General features: G+C 73.6%; 17 protein-coding genes. 6 read left to right on the forward strand and 11 right to left on the reverse strand.

Translation table 11 applies throughout. The annotated features are described in order from the left end of the window. The first annotated feature begins 134 nt into the window (after window positions 1-134). Window positions 135-1,448 carry a hypothetical protein gene (locus NAEX_RS04735; protein ID WP_143140786.1) on the forward strand — a complete coding sequence of 438 codons (1,314 nt, stop codon included), beginning with the start codon at window positions 135-137 and terminating at the stop codon, window positions 1,446-1,448. 44 nt (window positions 1,449-1,492) lie between these two features. Here NAEX_RS04735 and NAEX_RS04740 read toward each other — a convergent pair whose 3' ends face one another. Together NAEX_RS04740 and NAEX_RS49605 are read right to left on the reverse strand one after the other, a co-directional pair. Further along, window positions 1,493-2,563 (reverse strand): hypothetical protein, encoded by a 1,071-nt coding sequence (locus tag NAEX_RS04740; RefSeq protein WP_096326331.1) that lies wholly within the window; start codon window positions 2,561-2,563, stop codon window positions 1,493-1,495. Beyond that, window positions 2,533-2,676 (reverse strand): MYXO-CTERM sorting domain-containing protein, encoded by a 144-nt coding sequence (locus NAEX_RS49605; protein ID WP_170135458.1) that lies wholly within the window; start codon window positions 2,674-2,676, stop codon window positions 2,533-2,535. Before NAEX_RS49605 ends, NAEX_RS04740 begins: the two co-directional genes overlap by 31 nt. A gap of 72 nt (window positions 2,677-2,748) precedes the next feature. On the opposite strand from NAEX_RS49605, the gene NAEX_RS04745 reads away from it, so the two are divergent. After that, window positions 2,749-3,522 (forward strand): sulfite exporter TauE/SafE family protein, encoded by a 774-nt coding sequence (locus NAEX_RS04745; RefSeq protein WP_170135459.1) that lies wholly within the window; start codon window positions 2,749-2,751, stop codon window positions 3,520-3,522. A gap of 256 nt (window positions 3,523-3,778) precedes the next feature. Continuing rightward, window positions 3,779-4,738 (forward strand): hypothetical protein, encoded by a 960-nt coding sequence (locus tag NAEX_RS04750; RefSeq protein WP_096326333.1) that lies wholly within the window; start codon window positions 3,779-3,781, stop codon window positions 4,736-4,738. 19 nt (window positions 4,739-4,757) lie between these two features. On the opposite strand, the gene NAEX_RS04755 is transcribed toward NAEX_RS04750, so the two are convergent. After that, complete coding sequence (locus NAEX_RS04755; RefSeq protein WP_096326334.1) at window positions 4,758-4,940, reverse strand: hypothetical protein; 183 nt, start codon at window positions 4,938-4,940, stop codon at window positions 4,758-4,760. Window positions 4,941-5,315: 375 nt separating this feature from the next. Here NAEX_RS04755 and NAEX_RS04760 point away from each other — a divergent pair, with 375 nt between their 5' ends. After that, window positions 5,316-6,077 (forward strand): STAS domain-containing protein, encoded by a 762-nt coding sequence (locus NAEX_RS04760; RefSeq protein ID WP_096326335.1) that lies wholly within the window; start codon window positions 5,316-5,318, stop codon window positions 6,075-6,077. A gap of 269 nt (window positions 6,078-6,346) precedes the next feature. Here NAEX_RS04760 and NAEX_RS04765 read toward each other — a convergent pair whose 3' ends face one another. The 4 genes from NAEX_RS04765 to NAEX_RS04780 form a co-directional block, all read right to left on the reverse strand. Further along, window positions 6,347-7,885, reverse strand: coding sequence for a hypothetical protein (locus NAEX_RS04765; RefSeq protein WP_211302349.1), 1,539 nt, complete (start codon window positions 7,883-7,885; stop codon window positions 6,347-6,349). Window positions 7,886-8,116: 231 nt separating this feature from the next. Further along, the gene (locus NAEX_RS04770) at window positions 8,117-9,070 is read right to left on the reverse strand and encodes a homocysteine S-methyltransferase family protein (RefSeq protein WP_170135460.1); all 954 of its coding nucleotides are present in this window, start codon (window positions 9,068-9,070) and stop codon (window positions 8,117-8,119) included. Between the two features lie 220 nt (window positions 9,071-9,290). Continuing rightward, window positions 9,291-9,836 carry a hypothetical protein gene (locus NAEX_RS04775; protein ID WP_143140784.1) on the reverse strand — a complete coding sequence of 182 codons (546 nt, stop codon included), beginning with the start codon at window positions 9,834-9,836 and terminating at the stop codon, window positions 9,291-9,293. A 63-nt stretch (window positions 9,837-9,899) separates the two neighbouring features. Further along, complete coding sequence (locus tag NAEX_RS04780) at window positions 9,900-11,111, reverse strand: thiolase family protein (protein ID WP_096326339.1); 1,212 nt, start codon at window positions 11,109-11,111, stop codon at window positions 9,900-9,902. Window positions 11,112-11,339: 228 nt separating this feature from the next. Between NAEX_RS04780 and NAEX_RS04785 the strand changes: the two genes are divergently transcribed. After that, window positions 11,340-15,155 (forward strand): serine/threonine-protein kinase, encoded by a 3,816-nt coding sequence (locus NAEX_RS04785; protein WP_096326340.1) that lies wholly within the window; start codon window positions 11,340-11,342, stop codon window positions 15,153-15,155. A 502-nt stretch (window positions 15,156-15,657) separates the two neighbouring features. Here the strand turns inward: NAEX_RS04785 and NAEX_RS04790 are convergent. After that, window positions 15,658-16,686: a hypothetical protein gene (locus NAEX_RS04790; protein ID WP_100793135.1), complete on the reverse strand. Its 1,029-nt coding sequence runs from the start codon at window positions 16,684-16,686 to the stop codon at window positions 15,658-15,660. A 566-nt stretch (window positions 16,687-17,252) separates the two neighbouring features. Between NAEX_RS04790 and NAEX_RS04795 the strand changes: the two genes are divergently transcribed. Next, window positions 17,253-17,594 carry a hypothetical protein gene (locus NAEX_RS04795; protein ID WP_143140783.1) on the forward strand — a complete coding sequence of 114 codons (342 nt, stop codon included), beginning with the start codon at window positions 17,253-17,255 and terminating at the stop codon, window positions 17,592-17,594. Window positions 17,595-17,716: 122 nt separating this feature from the next. Here NAEX_RS04795 and NAEX_RS04800 read toward each other — a convergent pair whose 3' ends face one another. From NAEX_RS04800 to NAEX_RS04810, 3 genes are all read right to left on the reverse strand, one after another. Then, the gene (locus NAEX_RS04800; protein WP_143140782.1) at window positions 17,717-18,493 is read right to left on the reverse strand and encodes a LolA-like protein; all 777 of its coding nucleotides are present in this window, start codon (window positions 18,491-18,493) and stop codon (window positions 17,717-17,719) included. 217 nt (window positions 18,494-18,710) lie between these two features. Beyond that, window positions 18,711-19,505 carry a LytR/AlgR family response regulator transcription factor gene (locus NAEX_RS04805; RefSeq protein WP_096326344.1) on the reverse strand — a complete coding sequence of 265 codons (795 nt, stop codon included), beginning with the start codon at window positions 19,503-19,505 and terminating at the stop codon, window positions 18,711-18,713. Beyond that, complete coding sequence (locus NAEX_RS04810) at window positions 19,492-20,619, reverse strand: sensor histidine kinase (protein WP_096326345.1); 1,128 nt, start codon at window positions 20,617-20,619, stop codon at window positions 19,492-19,494. Before NAEX_RS04810 ends, NAEX_RS04805 begins: the two co-directional genes overlap by 14 nt. Window positions 20,620-20,676: the final 57 nt, after the last annotated feature.

The following is a 20,676-nucleotide window of genomic DNA, read 5'->3' on the forward strand; positions in this document are numbered from 1 at the left end:
GACGAACAGTTCGTCACGCCGCGCGGCCATGCCCCCCACGCGGAGAACGCGCTCGCCAGCGCCTCGCCAGGGCTCGCACGTTCGGTCCGGCGGCACCGTCGCGCTTGCGGTCGATCTCCGGCATCATGGCTGTCATGCTTGGCTTTCACCGTTATCGTCCCCTACCTGTCCTTTTGGTCATATGCGCATGTCCGGACGAGGGCACGGTTCCGGGACCGCTCGACACCGACGCCGCGAGCGACGGCGGCGAGACCGTGGGGGCCACCGCCGAGCCGAGCGACGCTTCCTCCGGGACGACGATGGGGCCGACCGACCCCGACACGTCGCCGACCACCAGCGTCACCGAGGACGTGGCGACCGCCGGTTCGGGCGGCGGCGACGTCTCGAGCACCTTCGATCCGCCCCCGGCCTGCGGCCCGCCGTGCGACAGCTTCTCGTCGCACGAGGGCATGGTGATGCTCACCGGCGCCGGGGCCAACTTCGCCTGCGTCAACCACATCGTCGGCGACCTGTACATCGGCGCCAACGCCGACCTGCAGGAGATCGCCAGCCTCGGCAACCTCGAGCGCGTCGACGGGGCGGTCACGATCGCCGGCAACCTCGCGCTCACCGATCTGTCGAGCCTCGCCTGCCTGCGCGAGGTCGAGTCGCTCGAGCTGACCGGCATGCCGCAGCTCGGCGACCTCGACGCGCTGGCGGGCCTGCGCGTCGCCCCGCACCTCGAGTTCGAGCGGCTCGGGATCGGCGGCCTGCCGAGCTTCGCGCCCGGGTTCGCCGGCGTCTCGTCTTTGGTGCTGCGCGACAACGACGCGCTCGTCGACCTGCACGCGGCCGCGACCTGGGGGGTCGCCGCCGCCGGGCTCGAGCTGCGCATCGAGGGCAACGCGGCGCTCCCGAGCCTCGCCGGGCTCGGCGGGCTCCTGGCCGACAACGGCGCCAACCCGGTCCACATCACCCTGCTCGACCTGCCCAAGCTGACCTCGCTCACCGGCCTCGAGCCGGTGGTCCAGGCCGACCTCCACTTCGAGCGGCTGCCGAAGGTCCCCCACCTCGCCCCGCTGGCGAACCTCGTCAGCGGCGGCCAGCTCACCTTCAACGCCCTGCCCGCGGTCACCGACCTCGAAGGCCTGGGCGCGCTCGTCTCGGTCGGCACGTTCACGATCGGCGACTGCTCGCACGGCGAGGGCGGCGGCATGGACGGCCTCACCAGCCTGGTCGGCCTCGACAGCCTGGCCGCGGTCGGCCACTTCGCGCTGGCCGGCAACGACAAGCTCGCCGCGCTGACGGGCGCGCCGGAGCTGACCCAGATCGACGGCTTCTCCTCGGTCGGCAACCCGGCCCTCGGCCCGAGCGACTACGACGCCTTCTTCACCCAGCTGGAGGCCATGCCCTGGGGCTGCGTCGGCGACTGGGGCCGCTGCGAGTGCTTCCCGATCAACCCGGGCTGATCGGCACCTCTTCAGAAAAGACATGCCCGAATGGGCATGCCCGCTCAAACATGCTCGTTCGGACCTGACCGATCGCGCATGTCTTTTGAGCCGCCCTCGATCAGCAGCAGGGCCGCGGCGCACAGCTCGAGGTGGCCGTGGAAGCGGGCCATGCGGAAGTAGCCGTGGCAGGCGGCCATCAGGTCGCGCGCGGCCCACACCGCCAGCAGGGCGGCCACGGCGATCGCCGCCCACAGCAGCGGCCGGCCCATGTCGGCCTCCAGCCCGGCCCAGCGGGCGCGGTAGGTCGGCGGGGTCGCGCGCGCGCGGTCCTCGTCGGGCAAGAGGCCCAGCCACACGCCGTAGTGGATCGTCTGGGCGAAGCAGAACAGGAGGACCAGCCGCAGCGCCCACTCAGGGCCGACGCCCGGCGACAGCCGCCACACCTGGTACTCGGGGCCCATCCCGCCGCCGAACCACTGCAGCCCGCCGCTGGCGCGCACCGCCCACAGCGCGGCGTCGCTGACGAGGAACACGCTGGCCGCGACCATCAGCGCCAGCGGCAACCAGTGCAACCGCGACGTCCGCGGCCGCCAGGCCCACCACAGCAGCACCGCGATCGCGTTGTGCAGGTGGGCGAACACGACGTCGCCGGTGCGCCCGAGCGCGGCGAAGCTGCCGGCCAGCGCCGCCACCATCACCACCCCGAGCGCGCGCCGGCCGAGGCTCGCGCGCGCGGCCGCGGCCGCCAGCCCGGCCGCCAGGAAGCCCCACAGCAGGTGCCCGCCGAGCGCGACGTGGAGCAGCGGCGGCCCGGCCAGCAGCGCCAGAGCGGCGCGCCGGTGATAACCTGGCCGAACGAGCATGTACCGAAGGTCAGCCACCAGGTGCGGCACGCCCCACACCAGCGGCCCGAGGATCAGCAGCCACAGCGGCGCGATCAGCGTGGCCGCCAGCGCGGTGAACACCATGGTCGAGCCGAGCACGGCGATCCGCAGCTCGCGGCGGCGGATCAGCGGCCGGACCACGCGCCCGAGCCGGCGGAGCCACCAGCGCCGGATCAGGTCGGCCGCGTCGATCGGGCCGCGGAGGAGCGTCGTCGCGGTCATGCTCGTCGTCGCCGGCGCGCGGTCCACAGCGCCAGCAGCAGCAGCCAGCCCGCGCCCGCGTCGGCCTGCGCGTCGACCTGGCAGCCGCTCTTCTTCGGCGGCGGCCTTGGGGGGACATCCACGCGCGCTCCTGGCGTCATGGCCGCACGATCGCACACGCGGCGGCGGCCTGGGAAGGTGCGCCGGCGCGGGCGATCGCGTACCGTCGGCCCGTGCTCGCCTCGCCGACCGGCGATCTTTTGGCCGACCCGCTGGTCGGGCCGACCTTGCTCGTGCTCGCCGGCGTGGTCGCCGGCGTGCTCAACACCCTCGCCGGCGGCGGCTCCTTCGTCATCCTGCCGCTGCTGATCGGCCTCGGCCTGCCGCCAGGGGTCGCCAACGCCACCAGCCGGATCGGGGTGCTCGCGCACGGCTCGGCCGCCGCGCTCACGTTCGCGCGCGACCGCGCCCTGCACACCGGCCTGGTCGCGCGCATGGCCCCGCCGATGTGCCTCGGCGCGCTGCTCGGCGCCTGGCTGGCGACGCAGACGAGCGACGCGCTGCTGCGCCCGATCATCGGCGCGGTGCTGATCGCGTGGGCGCTGTTCCTGGTCGTTCGGCCAGGTCGCATGTCGACCCCGCCGCCCGAGCCGCGCCCGCCCGGCGCCGCCGCCCACGCGCTCGCGCTGCTGATCGGCGTCTACGGCGGCTTCCTCCAGGCCGGCGTCGGCTTCCCGCTGATCGCCCTGTTCGTCTCGCACCTCGGCCACGACCTCCTGCGGGCCAACGCCGCCAAGGTCGCGCTGGTGTTCGTCTACACGCTGCTGGTGGTCGCGGTGTTCGCCGCCGCCGGCCAGATCGACTGGCCGCGCGCCGGGGTGCTGGCGATCGGGATGATGTTCGGCGGCTGGCTCGGCGCGCGCCTGCAGATCCGCGCCGGCGCGCCGCTGGTCCGCTGGACGATCGTCGTCATGGTCGCGGTCAGCGGGGCGTCGCTGCTGGTCTGAAGGACAGGTCGTGCCGCGCGGGCACGCTCCGTCCAGTTCCCCGCCTCCCCGGCGACGCGTCGCTGCTGGTCTGAAGGTCAGGTCGGATCGCGGGCACGGCGGCGCGTCGAGACCGGCTCGCAGCGACATCGCCGGGGCGACGGGTCTCGGCGTGCGCCGGCCGAGTCCGGGTTCGCGAGGGGTTCGCCGATGTCGCTCGCGGACGACGGTCATGCGCACGGACGCATGGCCGATGGGTGGCGGTACACTGTCGCCGATGTCGCGTCCTCTCTCCGCGCTCTTCTTCGCCAGTCTCCTCGCCTGCAATTCGGGTGCGTCCGCCCCGGCCGCCAGGACCGCGACCGGTCCCGCCCCGACGAGCGCCGCGCCGGCGCCCGACGCCAAGGCCTCGCCCGCGGCGGCCGCCTGCACCGAGCGGGTCACGGCGATGCGCACGCTCTTCGCCCACGGCCCGGGCGACGCGAACCCCCTCGACCTGCCGCCGGGCATGGAGCTGCCGACGACGTCCGGCGGCGAGCCGGTCGGCAACGGAATCCCGGTGTTCGTGCTCGCGGACGGCGGGTTCAGGCTCGACGGACAGGTGCATCCGACGATCGTCGAGCTGCGAAAGGCGCTCGACGCGGAGTTCGAAAAGATCAAGCAGTTGAACGTCAACACCGAGGCGCCGTTCCGGGCCTCGCTGTCGCTGGTGGTCGACGCGCGCGTGCCGGCGTCGACGGTCCTCGAGCTCGCCAACGGCCTGCCGCCCGAGGTGACGCTGTCTCAGATCGTCCAGCTCGCCGGCGACACCGCCCCGCCGGTCCCGCCGATGCCCCCGGCGGTGAAGAAGATCTTCGACGAGCCCCGGGCCCCCCAGCGCGCGGAGCAGCTCGCCAAGGCGCTCGAGAAGGCGATCGGCGGCTGCAAGCCGGTCACCGAGCTGTTCCAGGGGGTCGCGGTCACGGACGTCGCGGCCCGCGGGAAGATGCTCCTCGACGAGCTGCCGGGCGCGGTCGAGGCGTGCAAGTGCGAGGGGATCGACCTCGACGTGCTCGTCGCCGGCGTGTGGCAGATGGCCGGCAAGACGTCGCCGAGCAAGCGCCAGCTCCCGCTCGCGCTGTCCCGCGACGCCAAGGCCGAGCAGGAGCGCCTGCCCGCGAACGCCACCGCCGCCGACCTCGCCCGCGTCGCCGGAGCCCGCGGCGCGACCCCGTTCCGCCTCGTGCTCGAGAAGTGACGCGCGAGCCAGGTGAAGCTCAACCTCGTCGATCGACCTCGACGGCGTCGCGCTCGACGTCGTCGGGTCGCGCGACCGCCGACTCGCTCGCGCTGGGACCCGCCCGCGACACATCGATCCACACCAGCCCGGCGACGAGGAGGCCCGCCCGCTCCCCGCGTTCGCGCTTCCCTGGCCCGCGCTCGACGGCCCATCGGGTCACTGGGGATCGATCTTCAACCTCTTCGTGGCCGAGGTTGCTGGGGTTCGCCGAGTCGCGTCGCTGTCGAGCTCGGGGGTGCGTACCCCTCTTCCGCACGCCGTCGGCGACCAGCGCCGGGGCTTCATCACATGTCCTTTCCGCCATGTCGGTAAAGCCCTGCGCTCGCTCGTCCGGACCGCACGGGCGTCGGCCCGGCGCGTGAAGGTCCGCGAGGTGCGCGTCTCGATCGCACCGGACGTCGTGCCGCGCTTCGCGGGGCGTCGTGGGGCGGGGCCCTCGGGGGCGGTCCGATCCGCGACGAAATGCAGCAGGCGACCCGGTGTTGCGCGCTTCCACGCCGTGCCCCCGCCGAACGGCTCGGCTATATCGTCCGGCATGGTTTCGCTGGACGCGACCCAGGTCCTCGCGCTGTTGGAGCACCTCCCCATCGCGCTGTACGTCATGCAGGACGGCCTTTTGCAGTGGTGCAACGACAAGTTCCTGCGCCTGTGCGAGTGTCCCCTCGAGCAGGCGCTGGGCCAGAACTTCGTCCGCTTCATCGCCCCCGAGGACCGCGAGTTCGTCGTCGATCGCTACCGCCGGCGGGTCGCCGGCGAGGCCGTCCCCGAGCACTACGAGTTCTCGGCGATGGGCCTGCAGACCGGCAAGCGCACGCCGATCCACATGTCCGTCCACGTCACGCAGATCGCCGGCGTCCGCTACAGCATCGGCGTCGTCGTCGACCTCACCGTGCAGGCCAGCGTCGCGGCCGCGCTCGCCGCCGCCGGCACGGTCGAGCGCAGCAACCCCACCCCGGTCCTGCGCGTGGCCCCCGGCGTGCTGGTCGTGCCGCTGGTCGGTCACTACCACGCCGCCCGCGTCCAGAGCCTCAAACAGAGCGTGCTGGCCGCGATCGCGGAGCAGCGGGCGCACGCGCTGATCCTCGACGTCACCGGCCTCGTCGACGCCGACGAGCGCGTGGCCGACTACCTCGGCCGCACCGCGGCCGCCGCCCGCTTGCTCGGCGCCCAGTGCCTGCTCGCCGGCATCTCCCCGGCGCTCGCGCAGCTGCTCGTCACGAGCTCCGCGGCGCTCGCCCAGCTGGCGACCGCCGCGACCCTCGAGGACGCGCTCGCGCGGGTGCGACGGCCCGGCTGAGCGGCCGCGGCACGACCTGTCTCTCGGGCCATCCTGCTCGCACGGCCGGCGCAGGCCCTCGCGGCACACCCCGTCGAGGCCGCGGCACGTCGCTCATGTCTCTCGGGACATGAGCCGGGAGAGCGACTCGCGACTCCCGCGCGTGCCCGTGCGTCCCGTGCCATGTCGTGGACGACCTCGCCTGTCCGCCGGGACAGACCGCACGATCGCCGGCGCACCACGACCTGCCTCTCGGGCCATGCGACGTGGCTCGTCAAGTCCTGCCGCGCTCACGGCAAGTACGGCCGCACCGACCCGCCCTCGAGCACATAGAACCGCCCGTCGGCGCCGAGGCCCGCGTCCCGCGGCCCCGTTTGGCTGTCGGACACGATCTCCCACAGCGCCTCGCCGTCCTCGTCGTACCGCGCGACCAACGTGCGGCTGATGTCCTCCTGGCTCATCCCCCAGGCGACCAGCGCTCCGCCGCCCGGCGCCGCCGCGATCCGGCCGGCCCACGTGTTCCAGAATTGCGGCGACGACAGCGTCTTCCACCACAACAGGCCGCCGGCGGCGTCGAAGGCGACCAGGCCGGGCTCGCCGGCGAACTCCACGTCCGTGTCACTCTCGGTCTCGGCGACCAGCAACGTCCCGTCCTCGGTCACGACGATCCCCGACGGCGCGACGCGCAGATGCAGCGGCGCCGGCGTCTCGGTCTGCCACTGAGGCGTCCCGTCGCCCGCGAGCGCCGCGAGGAGCAGCCGCCGCTTCGCGTCGCCCATGTGCTGGCTGATCCCGGCGACGTAGATCGTTCCACTCGGGTCGATCGCCACCGCCCTGTAGCCGACGTGCCACTCGGGACCGGCGGGCGCGGCGTGCTCCCACTGGAGCTCGCCGTCCTGATCGAACCCCTGCACCAGCGAAGGTTTGATGCCTCCGCCCCAGCCTGCGACCCGGCTCGCCAGCACGATGTCTCCTGCCGGCGTCAAGGCCAGGTCTTCGGGATCCATCGGAATCGCCACGTGCTCGCGCAGCCACACGACCTCGCCGGCTGCGGACACGCGCGCCAGCCACAGGTGGCCCGCCGCTTGTTGGTTGTCTTCGTAAATATGTCCCGCGACGACGATGTCGCCGTCCGCGGCGGTGACGACCTGATCGACGAAGCGATCGAAGGGACCGGGGTGGACGAACGACCCCGGCGAGGCCTGCCCGTTCGGCAGCGCGAACCCCTGGACGATCGCCGATACCGGCGGGCTCCCCGTCCAGCCGCCGAGCACCAGCACGTGCGACGATTCGCCGAGCACCGCGGCATCGATCGTCGTCAGACAGGTCCACGCGCTCTCCGGCGGCAGACCGATCGGAGGCAGCGCCGCACCGTCGCCCGGCGTGCAGTTCGGCAAACAACCATCGCCCGCGAGCACGTTGCCGTCGTCGCACGCTTCGCCGGGGTCGAGCACGCCGTCGCCGCACGTGTCGCGGCCCGCCCCCGTGCTCGACGCGTCCTCCGAGGTCGTCTCGGCGTCGGTCGTCGTCGTCATCGCCCCGGTCGCCTCGCTCGTGCCCGCCGTGCCGGCCGTCGATTGCTCGTCCGTCGTCCCCGTCGCCGTCGATGGCGCGTCCGTCGTCCCCGTCGTCGTCGCGTCCGCGTCCGTCGTGCTCGTCGGCGGCTCGGCGCCCGTCGCAGTGGGCGATTCGCCAGCCTCCTCGCTCGTGCCCGTCGTCGGGGCCGTGGCCGTCTCCTCGCCGGGCGACGGCGTCGGGCAGCCTGCCAGCAAGCTCGAGATCAATCCATCCCGCACGCGGCCGTGCGACCTCGACGATAACCAAGCCATGCCTCTATGGAGCGCGCGGGGCCGCGGATGTCAACAGTCGTGCTTGTTCCGCGCGCCGAGCGCGACGAAAATCCGCTTCGTTGGCGGCGGCGGGCGTGCACCAGAACGCCGCGCCGAGCGAGCCCGCGACCCTCGTCGTGGAGCGCCGAGCGGCCGAGTCGCGGCACGGCCCCGGGACCGAGCCGTCGATTCCAGCCTGTCGGGAACATCAGGCCGACCCGAAGCGCGGCTTCACCCCCGCCGCGGCACCGCGGCGGCCAGCAGCCCTCGCGCCGTCTCGCGCGCACCTGTCCCCGGGTACAGCTCGCGCCCCAGCGCCTCGGTCCACTCCGGCGTCGACCCGCAGCACGACCCGACCAGGTGCAGCCCCGCCGCCCTGGCCAGCGCGGCCACCTCGCCGGCGAACGCGAGGGCCGTCGCTGCGTGCGTCACGAACTGTCCCGGCGCGGCGTGCCCGGTGTGCGGATATGTCCCGAGGAGCATGTCCGTCGAGCCAGCCGCGGCCACCAGCGCTGAAACCGCCGCCGGCAAAAAATTCAGCTCCGTGCAGTTGACCAGCAGCGCCTGCAGCTCGAGCCCGCCCAGCCCGGCCACCAATTCATCCAGCGGCTCGCCGGCCAGCATCCGTCCGTCGGCGCGGCACACCACCGCCAGCCACACCGGCAGCCCGAGCCCCTGCCCGGCCGTCACCGCCGCCACCGCCTCGTCGACGCGGCCCATCGTCTCGACCAGCAGCAGGTCGCAGCCGGCCGCCGCGAGCGTCTCGGCCATCGCCCGGTGCTCCGGCCCGGCGCGGCTGCCCGGGGAGTCGGCCGGGCGGAAGCAGTCCTCGAGCGGACTCATCGACCCGGCGATCCGGGCCGTCGCCGCGCTCGCCGGATCTTCCCCTTTAAAGAGCTCGCGCGCCTCGCGGGCCAGCGTCACCGCCAGCCGGGTCAGCGCCGCCGCCTCGTGCGCCCGCCCGCCCGCGGCCAGGTTGCGCGCGTGCGTGCGGAACGTGTTCGTCGTGATCACCTGCGCGCCGGCGCGGAGGTAGTCGAGGTGGATCTGCCGCACCATTTCGGGCGCCTCGATCAGCGCGTGCGCCGACCACAGCGGCGCGTCCATGCGCGCGCCGCGGCGCTCGAGCTCGGTGCCCATCGCCCCGTCGAGCAGGGCCGGCGCGGACCATGGCTTCATGGACATGCCCCCCCGGACATGCTCGCTCGCGCATGCCCACGAGAACATGTCCCGAGAGCGCTGGCGCCGCACGCCGGCGCGCGGGCCCGCGACGCCGGCAGGCGGCCCCCTCGCGCCGGAGGCCGTGCCGCGGGCGCCCGCACGTCCCTCCGCACATGCCCCAAGGGACATGTCCCCCGGCGCATGACCCGACCTGCGCCGCCCCCGGCCCCCGCTGGGCCGGGGCTCAGCGCATGAACTCGTCCTTCATCAGGCAGAATTTCGGGTCCATCGGCTGGCCGATGGTCGGCATGATGCGGCACTCGTAGCCCTCGCGCGGACAGTCGGAGTTGTCCTGGCACTCGACGACGCAGCCCTCGAAGTACATGTCGGCGCCGATGCAGGTCACGCCCTCGCCGCAGATCGCGTCGTCGGGCACGTAGGCGGTCTGCGGCGGCAGCTCGCACAGCTTGCTGCAGTAGCCGCAGGGCAGGTCGTAGATCTCGAGGATGTTGGTGAGGCACACGCCGCCCTCGCCGAGGATCGTCACGCACTCGTCGTCGGTGGTGCAGGGGGCGCCGAACTCGCTCATTACGCCGCCGACGCCGCCGACCGGGGCGGGCTCGCAGACGATGCCGCCGGTCTCCGTGGTCGTCGGCGTGTCGCCGGTGGCCGCTTCGGTGGTCGTGTTGTCCGAGGTGCTCGGCGCGTTGTCGGTGTCGCCGCTGCCGCCGTTGCAGGCGGGCAGGGCGAGGAGCATGCAGGCGAGGCCAGCTACGATGTTCTTTCGCATTGGAGCCGGACGATAGGCCGCGGCGGCCAGGCCGCCAACAAACATGCGCGCAGCGCCGCTCGCTCAAGTGCGCTCGAGCACAAGCGCGATCCCCTGGCCCACGCCGATGCACATGGACGCCAGCCCCCAGCGCACGCGGGCGCGGGCCATCCCGTGGGCCAGCGTGGTCGTGATGCGGGCGCCGGAGCAGCCGAGCGGGTGGCCGAGGGCGATGGCGCCGCCGCCCGGGTTCACCTTGGCCGGGTCGAGGTCGAGGCTGCGGATCGAGGCCACCGTCTGCGACGCGAACGCCTCGTTGAGCTCGACCTGCCCGAGGTCGGAGACCTGCAGGCCGGCCCGCTTGAGCGCGCGGCGGCTGGCCGGCACCGGGCCGATCCCCATGACCCCCGGCGCCACGCCGGCGTGGCCCCACGCGGCGATGCGGGCCATCGGCCGCAGCCCGAGGTTGTGCGCCTGCTCGGCGCTGGTGATGAGCAGCGCCGCCGCGCCGTCGTTGAGCGGCGAGCTGTTGCCGGCGGTCACGCTGCCGCCGGCCTTGAACACCGGCTTGAGCCTGGCCAGCGCGGCCAGGGTGGTGTCGCGACGGACGCTCTCGTCGGCGCTGACCCGCGCCGGATCGGCGCCCTTGGCCCCGGGGATCTCGACCGGCACGATCTCGTTGTCGAACCAGCCCTCGTCCTGCGCCGTCGCGGCCTTGGTGTGGCTGCCGAGGGCCCACGCGTCCTGGTCGGCGCGGCTGACGTGGTAGCGCTCGGCCACGTTCTCGGCGGTGATGCCGAGCGGCTCCGCGCCGTACAGCCGCTCCATCGCCGGGTTGGTCATGCGCCAGCCGAGCGCCGTGTCGAACAGCTGCGCGTCGCGGGCGAACGCCTCGCCCGCTTTCGGCATCACGAACGGCGCGCGGGTCATGCTCTCGACGCCGCCGGCGATGTAGACCGAGCCCTCGCCGACCATGATGCTCTTGGCCGCCTGGATGATGGCCTCCATGCCGGAGCCGCACAGGCGATTGACGGTGACGCCGGGGATCTCGACCGGCAGGCCGGCCAGGAGCGAGGCCATGCGCGCGACGTTGCGGTTGTCCTCGCCGGCCTGGTTGGCGGCGCCGAAGTACACGTCCTCGAGCTGCTCCATCGCCGCGCTGTAGTGCTCGGCGATGTGGCGGACCACGTGGGACGCGAGGTCGTCGGGCCGTACCGGCGCGAGCGCGCCGCGGAGCCGGCCGATCGGCGTGCGGACGGCGGCGACGATGACAGGCGTACGAGCATCGGAGGTCATGTCCCTTGGGGGTTATCACGACCGCCCGCGGGCTCAGGACACGTTTCAGTTGCGCTCGCTCACGCGAACCGCGCGCGAATCGTGCGGAGGACGGTCACACGCCGCGATCGGGCGGCCCGCTCCGCTTGCTGCGCGGCCGCCGACGCACCCTCGCGCGAGGGGTCAGGCGCCGCAAACACGCCGGATTGGGTTCCGCGCGGGCGGCGGCGGAGCTAACCTGCCGGGGTCGTGAGTCGCGACGACAACACGCAGCTGTCGCTCGAAGAGGCGATGTCGTTCCGCTCCGGCGACGACCTCACGGGCGACGGGGGCGACGGCAAGAGCGCGCCGTCGCAGCCGCGCGAGCCGGATCCGGGCGAGAGCGCCCAGTTCGTCAGCTTCGCCGCCGACAAGCGCTTCAACATCGTCCGCCGCGTCGGCGCCGGCGGCATGGGCGTGGTGTACGAGGCCATCGACCGCGAGCGGGCGCACCCGGTCGCGCTGAAGACCCTGCTCAACGTCAGCCCCGGCGCGCTCTACCGGTTCAAGCGCGAGTTCCGGGCCCTCGCCGACGTCGCCCACCCGAACGTCATCCAGCTGCACGAGCTGTTCTTCGAGGGCGAGCAGATCTTCTTCACGATGGAGTACATCGACGGCCTCGAGTTCGTCGAGTACGTGCGCGGCGAGGCCGACGACGGCGGCGACGCCGATCCGGCCGCCCTCGCCGCCGAGCGCGAGCAGGGCTGGGAGCGCCTGCGGGCCGCGCTGCGCCAGCTCGCCGCCGGCCTCGGCGCGCTGCATGCCGCCGGCAAGCTGCACCGCGACATCAAGCCGTCGAACGTCCTCATCACCCGCGAGGGTCGGCTCGTCATCCTCGACTTCGGCCTCGTCAGCGACTCGATCACCGAGACCGTGCGCAGCACCGAGGCCGGCGGGGTGGTCGGCACGCCGGCGTACATCTCGCCCGAGCAGGCCGGCGGCCAACCTGCCTCGACCGCCTCCGACTGGTACGCCGTCGGCGTGATGGTCTTCCAGGCGCTGACCGGCGAGCTGCCGTTCAAGGGCAAGGGCCTGAAGATCATGATCGCCAAGCAGGAGCGGGACGCACCTGTCCCTTCGAGCATCGTCTCGGGCCTGCCGAAAGATCTCGAGGAGCTGTGCCTCGCGCTCCTGAGCCGCGACCCCAAGGCCCGGCCCGGCAGCGCCGAGGTGCTGCAGCGCGTCGGCAGCGGCCCGACCGGCATCCGCCCGCGCGCCTCGGTCGGCCAGGAGCGCGACCTGTTCGTCGGCCGCGAGGCCCAGCTGCGCGCCCTGCAGGACGCCGCCGCCGCCACGCAGAAGGGCCGCGCCGCGCTCGTCCAGGTCTACGGCCGCAGCGGCATGGGCAAGAGCGCGCTCGTGCGCGAGTTCCTGGCCCGCCTGCAGCGCGGCCCCGCGGTGGTGCTCGCCGGTCGCTGCTACGAGCGCGAGTCGGTGTCGTTCAAGGCGCTCGACTCGCTGATCGACGCGCTCGCCAAGCACCTCCTGCGCCTGCCCGAGGCCAAGGTCGCCGAGCTGATGCCGCGCGACGTCCACGCGCTCGCCCGCGTGTTCCCGGTGCTGCAGCGGGTCAAGGCCGTCACCCAGGCGCCGCGGCGCTCGGTCGACATCCCCGACCCGCGTGAGCTGCGGCGGCGCGCCTTCGCGGCGCTCAAGGAATTGCTGGCGCGCCTGGCCGACCGCGCCCCGCTGGTGCTGCACATCGACGACCTGCAGTGGGGCGATCGCGACAGCGCCGCCCTGCTCGCCGACCTGCTGCGCCCGCCCGACGCGCCCGCGCTGCTGCTGATCGCCAGCTACCGCACCGAGGCCCACAACGGCGCGGTGCTCAAGACCCTGCGCGAGGCGGCCCGCGGCGAGCTCGACCTCCGCGAGCTGCACATCGGCCCGCTGTCCGAGGCCGACGCCGAGGACCTCGCGCAGTCGCTGCTGCCCGCGGGCCTACGCGCGCGGGCCCGCCAGGTCGCGCGCGAGGCCCAGGGCAACCCGCTGTTCGTCAGCGAGCTCGTGCGCCACCTGCTGGCCACCGGCGAGCGCCCCGGCGAGCGCGGCGAGGTCACCCTCGACCGCGTCCTGCTGGCCCGCATCGACGGTCTGCCGCCGCCGGCCCGGCGCCTGCTCGAGATCGCCGCGGTCGCCGGCGGCCCCGTCGATCTGCGCCTCGCCGGCGCGGCCGCCGGCCTGCCCGAGACCCACTCCGCCCTCGCCACCCTGCGCAGCGAGCACCTCGTGCTCACCCGCAGCGGCGACAGCGAGGTCATCGAGACCTACCACGACCGCGTGCGCGAGCTGGTGCTCGCCGCCCTCCCGCCCGACGACCTCAAGGCCCGCCACCGCGACCTCGCCTTCGCCATGGAGAACCACGGCGAGCGCGACAGCGACACCCTCGCGCTGCACTACCGCGAGGCCGGCGAGTGGGAGCGCGCCGGCGACTACGCGCAGATGGCCGCCGACCAGGCCGCCGCCGCCCTCGCCTTCGACCGCGCCGCCCGCCTCTACCGCCTCGCCCTCGAGTTCAAGCCGCACAGCGACAAGGGCCGGGCCGAGCTCAGCGTCCGCCTCGCCGACGCGCTCGCCAACGCCGGCCGCGGCGTCAAGGCGGCCCGCCTCTACCTCGAGGCCGCCGCCTCCGAGCCGCCCGCGCGGGCGCTCGAGCTGCGCCGCCGCGCCGGCGAGCAGTTCCTGCGCGCCGGCCAGCTCCCCGAGGGCATGACGACGATCCGCCAGGTCCTCGCCGCCGCCGGCATGAGCCTGCCCGCCACCAGCCGCGCCCTCCACACCAGCCTCGCGTGGGAGCGGGCCCGCTGGCGCCTGCGCGGCCTCGGCCTGCGCGAGCGCGACCCGAAGACCGTCGACCCCGACGACCTCGTGCGCCTCGCCGTGTGCCGCACCCTGTCGTCGAGCCTGTCGGCGCACGACCTCCCGCTGAGCGCGCTGTTTCAAGCCCGTTATCTCAACCTGTCCTATAAGACAGGCAACATCTTCCACGCCGCCTGCGCGCTCGCGGCCGAGGTCGCGGCCGTCTCCTCCGGCGGCGAGGCCGACCGCGCCCGCACCGAGAAGCTCGCCAGCGCGGCCCAGGCCCTGCTGCAGCGCACCCCCGAGGCGCTGCCGCGCGGCCTCCTGGCGCTGTCGCGCGGGATCGCGGCGTTCCACTTCGGCCGCTGGCGCGAGAGCATCGTCCTGCTCGAGCAGTCGGAGCAGATCCTCCGCGGCGAGTGCACCGGCACCAACTACGAGATCGTGTCCGGCCAGTCGCACCGCCTGATCGCCCACTTCCTGCTCGGCGACCTGCGGGTGGTCGGCCAGCGGCTGGCGACCTTCATCGCCGAGGCCCGCGACCGCGACGACAGCTGGTCCGACGCGCTGCTGCGCGGCGGTCCGCAGGTCGCCTACTGGCTGGCCGAGGACGACCTGCCGCGGGCCCGCGCCGAGATCGGCTACGTCCAGCAGCGCCTGCCCGAGGAGTCGCTCGGCCCGCCGCGGCTGTGGACCTTCGTCGGCAGCCTGCTGGTCGACTTCTACGGCGACGATCCGGCCGCCCCGTGGGGCCGCGTCGAGCGCGAGTTCGCCGACCTCGAGACCTCGTTCCTGTTCCACAGCCAGTGGGCCCACGTCGTGCTCGGCTTCCTGCGCGCCCAGGCGGCGCTGCTGCGCCTCGTCTCCGACCACGGCGACAGCGAGCGGGCCGGCCTGGTCCGCCTGGTCGAGCACGAGGCCAGCCGCCTGGCCCTGGAGACTGCCCCGTGGGCCCGCCCGCTCGGCGAGCTGGTCGGCGCCGGCCTGGCCGCCATCCAGGGCCAGCGCGAGCGAGCCCTGGCCGGCCTGCGCGCCGCCGAGCCGGGCTTGCGCGCCGCCGACATGGCGATGTACGCCGCCGCCGCCCGCCGCCGCCTCGGCGAGCTCACCGGCGGCGACAAGGGCGCGGAGCTGGTCGCCGCCGCCGACATCGCCCTCGGCGAGCAGGGCGTCCGCCGCCCCGACCGCATGACCCGCGCCCTCCTGCCCGGCTTCCCGGGGCGCTGAGCCGCTGTCTTTCCGGGCATGTCCACAGGGGCATGTCTCGGCAAGCAGGCCGCCCACCGCCTCGCCGCCGGCCCCGCCCTCCTGCCCGGCTTCCCCGGCCGCTGAGCGGCTGGCTTTCCGAGCATGCGCATGCGGACATGTCTCATCGGACCTGTTCCATGAGACGTCCCCGATCGAGCATGTCACGGAGGACACGCCGAGGTCCGCCGACGCGCCGATGCCTCGCGGCCCGAGCCGGCTCGTGCCGCCCTCGCGACACGTCGCACGGGCGCTCGCGCGGGCCCGCCGTGCCTCCCACCGGAGCGCTTCACCTCGCGCCGGCCCCGCCTGCCCGCCGCTCGCGCCCACTCGCGCCGGCCCGCCATCCACCCCGGCCGCGCTCCACCTCGCGCCGGCCCCGCCTGCTCGCCGCTCGCGCCCGCTCGCGCCGGCCCGCCATCCACCCCCGGCCGCGCTTCACCTCGCGCCGGCCCCGCCTGCCCGCCGCTCGCGCCCGCCCGTCTCACTCCCGCAGGAGCCACCAGTCGAACCGCTGCTCCTGCCCGCACGCGCCGGTCTCGAACGACTGGCCGTTATAGGCCTCGTACGTCGCGCCGGCCAGCTTCACCACGCCGGACATTCCCTGCGGCACCTCGACCGGCTCCTCGCCCTCGAACCGCAGGTCGTACTCGACGGCCTTGTCGGGGCAGCAGTCGTCGGCGTCGACGCACCCGCACGCGGCGTCCGCGGGCACCAGCCCGACCCCGAGGTCGTCGCCGCTGACGTCGGCCACCGACGGATCGACCGACAGCGTGTCGTGCCCGAAGATCGCCAGCGGTGCCTGCTTCGCCGGGGTGTTGCTGCCGTCCCACCACAGCGCCATCTGCCGATAACGGCACGGCTCGGGCGCCGGGGTCTCGATCGCCCCGTGGGCCGACAGGTATACGCACTTCGACAGCGCGAGCACGCCATTGGGCGCCGGGGTGGTGAACCCGAACAGCAGCGTCTTCCCGTAGTCGCAGCCGGTACACCCGGCGGCCGGGTTGCTCGAGCACGGGACCGCCGTGACGAAGACGCCCGCGACCTCGAGCACCCGGTAGTTGCGCCCCGGGATGTCGTTGCAAGCCTGGGCGATCAGGCCGTTCCACTGCCGCGCCCGCAGCTCGGCCGGGCCGAAGCCGGTCGTCCCGCACGCGGGGGCGAGGTCCTCGCCCGTCGTGCTCGTGCTCGGGCCGGTGCTCGGGTCGTCGCCGGTCGAGCTCGTCGACCCGTCCGAGGTCGTCGTCGTCGTGTCGGGCCCGCTCGTGCCGGCGCCGGAGGTCGTGCCCGTCGTCGACGTCGACGGGATCGGCTGCAACCCCGCCGTGGTCGTCGCCTCGCTCGTCGCCTCGCCCGTCGACTCCGGCTCGTCGATCGGCGGCCCGGCCGTCGTCTCGACGTCGCCGCTCCCTTCGCCCGGCCCCTCGGTGACCATGAAGGCAGGGTTGTCCTTCCAGCAGCCCACGAGCATCAGCCCGCACCCCGCCACCACCGCCGCCTTTCCGCCCGCCATGCCCCACATCCTGCGACGATCCCTGTCACATTCCCGGCGAGCGCGGGCGTCCTGGAGCCGACTCGCCGCGTGAGCCTCCTCTGTGCGCCCCCTGGGGCGTTTTTCGCCCCGGCAACAATGTTCCGGCGCCGCTCTGCGTTCGCAAATCCGGGCCGCACCGGGCCCGATCCAATCCACCTACCCGAGCGCGATTGTGAAGCCGCGAATACGCGCACCCGAGCGTTCGCCTTCGCCGGCAATGGCGATGCTGTCTCTCGAGACATGTTGCCCGAGCCGCGCGCCCGCGTGCCCAGCGCCGAGCTCGCCGCGCGTCCCGCGGGGCCCGACCGCGACCGAGCCGGGCGCGTCGAGGACCCTGGGCGCCTCCTCCCATTCGACGCCCGACGTCGCCCGGCCGATCGCTCCGGCCGGGCGGCCGTCGACGCCCCTGCACCGCCCGGGCGGGTCCGTGGGAGCCCGACCGCGAGGCCGCCCGACACCGCGCGACCTGTCCCCGCGGCCTCGCCCTGCCCGCAATTGATCGCGATTTGATTGGCAGCACCCCGCGCCGGTCACACCTGATGCGCATGCGACGATTCACCCTCGCGCTCGCTGTGGGGCTCGGCGCCGGTCTCGCTCTCGGCGGGACCGCCGGCGCGAGCCCTCGCAAGGCCGGCGACGGCCGCGAAAAGCCGTGCGGCGACGAGTGCTACGACCCCTTCACCGAGAGCTGTCAGCCCGGCGCTCTCGTCTGCCGCGGCGCCCAGCGGGCCTGCGGCGATCGCTGCTACGACCCGTTCTATCAGCGCTGCAGCACCGGCCGGGTCGAATGCGCCGGGTCGGAGGAGCCGTGCGGCGATCGATGCTACGACCCTGCCACCGAGGATTGCCCGCTCGCGGTGAAGGACGACCGCCCCGAGCGGGCCTGACGGGCGGCGCCGCCGACCGCCGAGGTGCGCTCGGCTCGCCCGACGTCGACGACGGCGCCGCCCTGCCCCGCCGTTCGTGATGACCGGCGAGCCGGACGGCGCCGACGACCGAGGCGCCCGCCTCAGCGCGCCATCGCCACGGTGTTGGCGAGCTGGGCCGTGAACTTCGCCGGATCGATCGCCCCGTCGACCTCGATCGACTGGACCTTCACCTTGCTGATCTTGCCGTCGACCTCGCCCTCGCTGGCGAAGTTGAACTTGAGCCCGCCGACCTCGCGCCAGTCGCTGAAGGTCACGTGCTTGGTCTTCTGCGCCCCGCTCTTGTCCTTGAACGCCACCGTGCGCTTCACGTCGAGGAACGTGGTCGCGTCGAGCCAGCGCTGCTCGACGTCGCCGTTCGCCAGCGTCAGCTGCAGGTGGTAGGCCTTGCCGCCCTTCACGTCCTCGGCGCCGACCAGCTCGACCTTGTGGCCGCGCGCCGCGGCGTCGACCAGCGCGTCGTCGAACTCGGCGTACTGCTTCATCTTGACCGCGTGCTCGGCCGGCACCGGCCCCATCGGCGCGTCGCCCTCGGCCAGCCAGCCCTTGTCGCCGTCGAACACCTTGACGAAGGCCTTGCCCTCGTGCGTGCCCTCCTTGCGGAACTTGTTCGGCCGCGCGCGGTAGGCCACGAACGCGTCGACCGAGCTGCCCTCCTGGTACTCGCCGCGGATCACCAGGGTCTTGGTCGCCTTGAGCTTGTCGAGCCCGCCGAGCGCCGCCAGGTGCTTCGCCACCACCTGCTCCGCCGTCAGCTCCGCCTGCGGGGCCGCCCCCGACTTGCCGCCCTCGCCGCCGTTGTCGTCACAAGCCGCCGCGCCGCCGAGCGCGAGCGCCATCGCCAGGATCCATCGCTGCATCGTCATCCTCCGTTGCCAGGACAAGCTATGCGAGGTCGGGCCGGCGCCCCAGCGCGCTGCAGGCGAACGCCGATACGACGCAGCGGCCGGCGCCGCCCGTTCGCCGCGCAGCCGGCGGGCACGGCGTATGTCCGCACGAGCATGTGCAAAGGGGCATGCTCCGAAGAACATGCCCCTTCGCGCATGCCCTCGCGGGCATGCCCGTCCGCGCAGCCGCTCACACGCGCAGCGACGCGATCTTGTCGCGCTGGCTGCGGGCGACCTTGAGCGTCGCGCCGCCCTCGAGCACCACCACCGCCTCGCGCCGGCCGCCGCTGCGGAGCTCGCGGATCCGCCGGCGGTTGACGATCGCGGAGCGGTGGATCCGCACGAACTGCGACGGGTCGAGCCGGCGCTCGAGGCTCTGCATCGTCTCGCGGTGCAGGTAGCTCTTGGGCCCGGCGTGGATCTGCACGTAGTAGTCGGCCGCCTCGATCCAGTCGATCTCGTCGGCGCGCAGGAACACGACCCGGCTGCCGTCCTTGATCGCCAGCCGCTCGGCCGGCTGCACCGCCGCCGGCGCCGGTACCCGCGGCTCGCCGACGTCGGCCAGCAGCGCCGCGAGCTGGCGCCGCAGGTCCTCGACCTGGGCCACCTGCAGGTGCGCCTTGGCCCGCCGCAGCGCCTCGAAGAACCGCTCGTCGTCGAACGGCTTGAGCAGGTAGTCGAGCGCGTGGACCTCGAACGCCTGCAGGGCGTAGCGGTCGTACGCGGTCACGAACACGACCCCGGGCACGCTCGCCGGGGGCAGCGAGGCCAGCACCTGGAAGCCGGTACACTCCGGCATCTGCACGTCGAGGAACACCAGGTCGGGGCGCAGCTCCTCGATCCGGCTGGCCGCCTCGCGTCCGGACCCGACCTCGCCGATGACCTCGATGTCCGCGTCCTGCTTGAGCAGCAAGCGGATGCCCTCGCGGGCCAGAGGTTCATCGTCGACGATCAGGGTCCTAATTGTAGTACTACGCTCCAACATACATCGGCTCCTCGAAGGCTAGGGGGATCTGCAGCGACACCGCGGCCCCGCCGCCGTGCGCTGCCGCGACCTCGAATCGATGATCGGCAGGGAAGAGTTGTCCGAGGCGGGCCCGCACGTTGCGCAGGCCGACGCCGCCGCAGCGCTCGACGCAGAACGCGTCGGGCAGGCCGACCCCGTCGTCGCGGACCGACAGCGCCAGCGCCCCGCGCTCGCGGCTCGCCGTCACCTCGATGCGGCCCGACGCGGCCCGCGGCGCGATCCCGTGGCGGATCGCGTTCTCGACCAGCGGCTGCAGGATCAGGTTCGGCACCAGCGCGTCCAGCACCTCGGGCGCGACGTCGATGCGGACGTCGAGGCGGTCGGAGAAGCGCACCTTCTCGATCGCGAGGTAGCGGCCGAGGAAGTCGAGCTCCTGCTTGAGCGGCACCAGCTGCCGCCCGGTGTTGTCGAGCGCGAGCCGCAGCAGGTCGGCCAGGCCGGACAGCATCTGCAGCGAGCCCTGGGTGTCCTGCTTGCGCACCAGCACGCCGATCGCGTGCAACGTGTTGAACAGGAAGTGCGGGTGCAGCTGCATCTTGAGCGCCTCGAGCTGCGCGTGCGCCAGCTGGGTCTCGAGGCGACAGAACGCGAGCTCGGCGTCGCGCGCCTTGCGGTGGTAGTCGTACGCGTGCACGAACCCGACCACCAGCCAGTAGACGAACAGCTGCAGCTGCACGCCCTTGGCCAGCAGCTTGCCGTACGCGAACAGGAACGGCGTCTCCTGGTAGTAGGCGTCGCCGAACAGGATCCCGGCGACACACACCACCAGCGCGTATCCCGAGGCGAGCACCGCGTTGGCGAGCAGGTGCGGTCCGAGGTGACGCGTCCAGTTGTCACGTCCGAGCGGGAAGCGTCGGGCCATTCGCGCCACCAGAGGGGCCGCCGCGGCGAGATAGAGCCAGGGAGGGTACTGCCAGGCCAGGTCGCGCAGAAACGAGGGCTCGGGCACCCGCACGGGCCACAGGAAGTACACCTGCGAGGTCGAGATCAGGCCGCAGAGCAGCCATGGCGCGGCCATCACCCACGCGGGGGGGCCGTGCGACGTCGCGGCCGGCTCGGGGCGATGTTCCATCCTCGGGACCTTGCCATTACGACCTGACCGGTGCCCGAGTGGTTGCAGCGAAGCGAC

Origin of the sequence: Nannocystis exedens (assembly GCF_002343915.1) — a bacterium.
In the GTDB taxonomy this organism is placed as follows: Bacteria; Myxococcota_A; Polyangia; order Nannocystales; family Nannocystaceae; genus Nannocystis; species Nannocystis exedens.

Coding starts and splice junctions, on each gene's coding strand:
- NAEX_RS04805 (WP_096326344.1), bottom strand. CDS start 19,505: ATGTTGGAGCGTAGTACTACAATTAGGACCCTGATCGTCGACGATGAA.
- NAEX_RS49605 (WP_170135458.1), bottom strand. CDS start 2,676: ATGACGCCAGGAGCGCGCGTGGATGTCCCCCCAAGGCCGCCGCCGAAG.
- NAEX_RS04735 (WP_143140786.1), top strand. CDS start 135: ATGCTTGGCTTTCACCGTTATCGTCCCCTACCTGTCCTTTTGGTCATA.
- NAEX_RS04765 (WP_211302349.1), bottom strand. CDS start 7,885: ATGGCTTGGTTATCGTCGAGGTCGCACGGCCGCGTGCGGGATGGATTG.
- NAEX_RS04775 (WP_143140784.1), bottom strand. CDS start 9,836: ATGCGAAAGAACATCGTAGCTGGCCTCGCCTGCATGCTCCTCGCCCTG.
- NAEX_RS04800 (WP_143140782.1), bottom strand. CDS start 18,493: ATGCAGCGATGGATCCTGGCGATGGCGCTCGCGCTCGGCGGCGCGGCG.
- NAEX_RS04795 (WP_143140783.1), top strand. CDS start 17,253: ATGCGACGATTCACCCTCGCGCTCGCTGTGGGGCTCGGCGCCGGTCTC.
- NAEX_RS04750 (WP_096326333.1), top strand. CDS start 3,779: ATGTCGCGTCCTCTCTCCGCGCTCTTCTTCGCCAGTCTCCTCGCCTGC.
- NAEX_RS04770 (WP_170135460.1), bottom strand. CDS start 9,070: ATGTCCATGAAGCCATGGTCCGCGCCGGCCCTGCTCGACGGGGCGATG.
- NAEX_RS04780 (WP_096326339.1), bottom strand. CDS start 11,111: ATGACCTCCGATGCTCGTACGCCTGTCATCGTCGCCGCCGTCCGCACG.
- NAEX_RS04760 (WP_096326335.1), top strand. CDS start 5,316: ATGGTTTCGCTGGACGCGACCCAGGTCCTCGCGCTGTTGGAGCACCTC.
- NAEX_RS04810 (WP_096326345.1), bottom strand. CDS start 20,619: ATGGAACATCGCCCCGAGCCGGCCGCGACGTCGCACGGCCCCCCCGCG.
- NAEX_RS04790 (WP_100793135.1), bottom strand. CDS start 16,686: ATGGCGGGCGGAAAGGCGGCGGTGGTGGCGGGGTGCGGGCTGATGCTC.